This is a genomic window from Rhizorhapis sp. SPR117 (genome assembly GCF_021742065.1).
Genome location: NZ_JAKKIE010000144.1, coordinates 1 through 3,073, shown reverse-complemented (window position 1 = coordinate 3,073; position 3,073 = coordinate 1). Strand labels below are relative to the sequence as shown.

Annotated in this window: 5 protein-coding genes; 3 read left to right on the top strand and 2 right to left on the bottom strand. The window is 60.5% G+C overall.

Annotation, left to right across the window (positions count from 1 at the left end):
* The first annotated feature begins 74 nt into the window (after positions 1–74).
* On the top strand, positions 75–317 hold the full coding sequence (locus L3X40_RS21410; protein ID WP_237367361.1) for a copper resistance protein B: 243 nt from the start codon (positions 75–77) through the stop codon (positions 315–317).
* Between the two features lie 26 nt (positions 318–343).
* Here the strand turns inward: L3X40_RS21410 and L3X40_RS21405 are convergent, their stop codons facing one another.
* Positions 344–541 (bottom strand): hypothetical protein, encoded by a 198-nt coding sequence (locus tag L3X40_RS21405; protein WP_237367360.1) that lies wholly within the window; start codon positions 539–541, stop codon positions 344–346.
* On the opposite strand from L3X40_RS21405, the gene L3X40_RS22625 reads away from it, so the two are divergent.
* Both L3X40_RS22625 and L3X40_RS21400 read left to right on the top strand, forming a co-directional pair.
* The gene (locus L3X40_RS22625) at positions 483–719 is read left to right on the top strand and encodes a hypothetical protein (RefSeq protein ID WP_445177234.1); all 237 of its coding nucleotides are present in this window, start codon (positions 483–485) and stop codon (positions 717–719) included. The two genes, L3X40_RS21405 and L3X40_RS22625, sit on opposite strands and share 59 nt — an antisense overlap.
* On the top strand, positions 703–2,025 hold the full coding sequence (locus L3X40_RS21400) for an NAD(P)/FAD-dependent oxidoreductase (RefSeq protein ID WP_237367359.1): 1,323 nt from the start codon (positions 703–705) through the stop codon (positions 2,023–2,025). The genes L3X40_RS22625 and L3X40_RS21400 overlap by 17 nt, the downstream gene beginning before the upstream one ends.
* 112 nt (positions 2,026–2,137) lie before the next feature.
* Here the strand turns inward: L3X40_RS21400 and L3X40_RS21395 are convergent.
* Positions 2,138–3,073 (bottom strand): cupin domain-containing protein (locus L3X40_RS21395; RefSeq protein WP_237367358.1); only part of this gene is annotated, 936 nt, incomplete at its 5' end.

The following is a 3,073-nucleotide window of genomic DNA, read 5'->3' as shown; positions in this document are numbered from 1 at the left end:
GCCGACGAGATCCTCGCCGCCGTCAAACGCTTCTGCCAGAAAACAATGAAGCGAACTTCGGATTCAGGTGACTAGTGCTTGAGCCCAGGCTCGGCCTTGGTTGGTCGGCGCAGGCCATCCCCGGGGAAGACCTGGGCCGCGGCCTGACGGATATCGAAGCTTCGCTCAGGCTGCGCCGTTCGCTTGGCAAGGATTTCAACATATACGCTGGCGTCGTCCACGAGCGTCTAGTTGGATTCACCCGCACGATCGCGGTTTCGGCAGGCGATCCATCGCGCGTGACGCGGGCCATTGTCGGATTGGGGTTCAGCTTCTGAGTGCGTGGGCGGTTCGACCCTTAATCTCATTCAGGCTGCGCAATCAGCCAGTCTATCAAGGCCGTAACATCATCAGGAACGGCCACTCCCGTAAGGTGAATCAGGCCATAGTCCGTCCCGTCGGTGTCGAACCCCAGCGGTGCCTCAGGGATCCACCACAGCGGCTTGAAGGATGTCGGCCTGCCGTTTGACGCATTGGCCAGCACTCGTGGACAGACAGCCATTCTGGGCTTCGAAGCCGCGACGCTGACCGGACTTGCGTCCAATGGTGGCCTATACCCGAGAATCCACCTAAAATTGAGATGTCTTCAACACAATATGTCGAACGGTCGATGTCACAACTGTTCGACCGGAACCTCTAGCACAGTATGGGGCCTGCTTTCTCATGTCACCAGTAGTTGAGCGCATTGCAAGCAATGAACACCTGCCCAAGGCGGTTGACGTCGTCATCGTGGGCGGCGGCATCGTGGGTTCAGCCACAGCATATTTTCTTGCGAAACAGGGTGTGTCGGTTGCGCTGGTCGAAAAGGGCCATGTCGCCTGCGAACAGTCAAGCCGGAACTGGGGATGGTGCCGTCAGCAGAACCGCGATGCGCGTGAATTGCCGATTTCTTCGGTTTCGATGCGACTGTGGGACAGCTTCGCGCCCGAACTCGGGCGCGACCTTGGCTTTCGCCGGTGCGGCCTGATCTATGCGACGCATGACGAATCTGTTCTGGCCCAGTGGGCGGCCTGGCATCCTTTCGGCAAGGAGAACGGCGTCGACACCCGCATGCTGAGCGCTGTGGAGGTTGCCCAACACATTCCGGAAACACGGCGCAAGTGGATCGGTGGAGTTTTCTCGCCCAATGACGGCAAGGCCGAACCCGCGCTTGCCGCCCCCGCGCTTGCCGAAGGGGCGCGGGCTCATGGCGCCACGATCCATCAGGGATGCGCGGCTCGCGGTCTGGACATTGCGAACGGGCGAGTCATCGGCGTGCACACCGAGAAGGGATTGATCAAGGCTAACGCAGTGCTGTGCGCCGCTGGCGCCTGGGCCTCTCGCTTCCTCCGTCCCCACGGGATCAGCTTCCCGCAAGCAGGCGTGCGGCAGACCGCGCTACGCACCAAACCCACCGTTGATGTGGGGAACTGCCTCTATTCGCCGGATTTCGCGATGACCCGCCGTCTGGATGGCAGTTACACCCTGGCCATCAGCGGCAAGGCCACAATCGACATAACCCCGCAGGGACTTCGCTATTCCCGCGAATTCCTGCCTCAGTTCGCGCGTCGTCTCAAGAACGTCAGGCTCGGCCTGGGCCGCTCGTTTGTTTCCGGGCCGGAATCCCTGCCGGCGCTGTTGACAAACAACGACCGGATATTCGAACAGAATCGCGTGCTCGATCCAGAGCCGCAGCAGTGGCTGATACGGAAGGTGCTGGACGGAGTTCGCGGCACGTTTCCCCAGTTGGCCAATATCGAGGTCGACAGCGTCTGGGGAGCATTGGTTGACTGCTCACCCGACGCGGTTCCGGTCATATCGAAAGTAGATCAGGTCGAAGGCCTTGTTCTGGCTGCGGGCTGTTCTGGCCACGGCTTCGGTATGGGGCCGGGCATTGGATTTCTGGCAGCGCAGCTACTCCGCAACGATGCGCCTTGCGTGGATCCGAGTCCTTTCCGCCTCTCGCGACTGGTGGATGGTTCCAAGCTGGATATCGCCGGGCTCTGATCGCTCTCTTCCTTGCCATCAATGGCAAGTGTCAGTCACGCAAGATGCACAACCAGGCAGGAGCGAAGTGCTCCTGCCTGGAATGCGATCTGTCTCGATGGAGAGGATTGGCTCAGGTGGCTGGACGAAACAGCGAATAGATCTTTGCGACATATTCCTGGCTATCCCAGGAGCATTCCGCGCCCTGCTCGATGATGTAGGTGTCACCTTTCGAGAAGGTCGCCGAACGACCGGCCGCGTCAGTGAATGTCACCTGCCCGGCAAGCAGGTGCATCAGTTCAGTGTGGTGGAAAAAGATGGGCGTGCGCTGATAGGGTGTCGAATCCCAGATGCCGCATTTGAACAATTCATCGCCGGAGGCGAAGTGGTTGTTCGACCGGCAGGTTGGCGTTTCGCCAAGCAGCAGATTCGCGGCGGGAGGGTTCGACGGCCCGAGCGAGGCTTCGTTGTCAATGGCGATTATGCCCGGTTTGCCGGCTTCGCCTTCGGGATAGTCCATGCCGATCAGCGAGGTTTGCGCGTCGGTGCGCCATGCGAAAGGAGTCCCGCGTGCAATGACGGCGCTATGGCCTTCGCGCAGTTCGATAGCGCCGGCTGGCCCGGTCAGGGTCACAGCACCGCTTTCCACCAGCACCCAGGTATCGGCTGCGAGACCCGCGCAATTGCCGCTTCCGGTCGGCAACGAGACAGCCAGGAGAGAGCATGGCCCCGCGCGCACGGGCAGCTTGCGGGCGTCGGCACCAAACGGATCGTCCTGACTGGCCGCCGCCGGAGCGGATTTAGTTAAGGCGCGCAGGTCGATGAAGGTCGGGCAGTCGATCATGCTGGTCACGGGTATCTCCTTGAAATGAAACTGGGCTGAGGAAAGAATGGCGTCAGAGATATTTGATCCATGTAACGTCGCTATGGCTACGCTTGTACTTGGAAACCACACGGTCGGCACATGGAAGACCGGGATCAGGGCGCTGTGACGCTGAATGACTGACCGGCTGATGCCGGTAGGATCAAGTGGAGGGGCTGAAGCCGTTTCTGTGGGAATGCCGGTCCA

Excerpts from the sequence above, each read along its gene's own strand:
- L3X40_RS21405 (WP_237367360.1), bottom strand. The coding sequence starts at position 541 with ATGGCTGTCTGTCCACGAGTGCTGGCCAATGCGTCAAACGGCAGGCCG.
- L3X40_RS21400 (WP_237367359.1), top strand. The coding sequence starts at position 703 with ATGTCACCAGTAGTTGAGCGCATTGCAAGCAATGAACACCTGCCCAAG.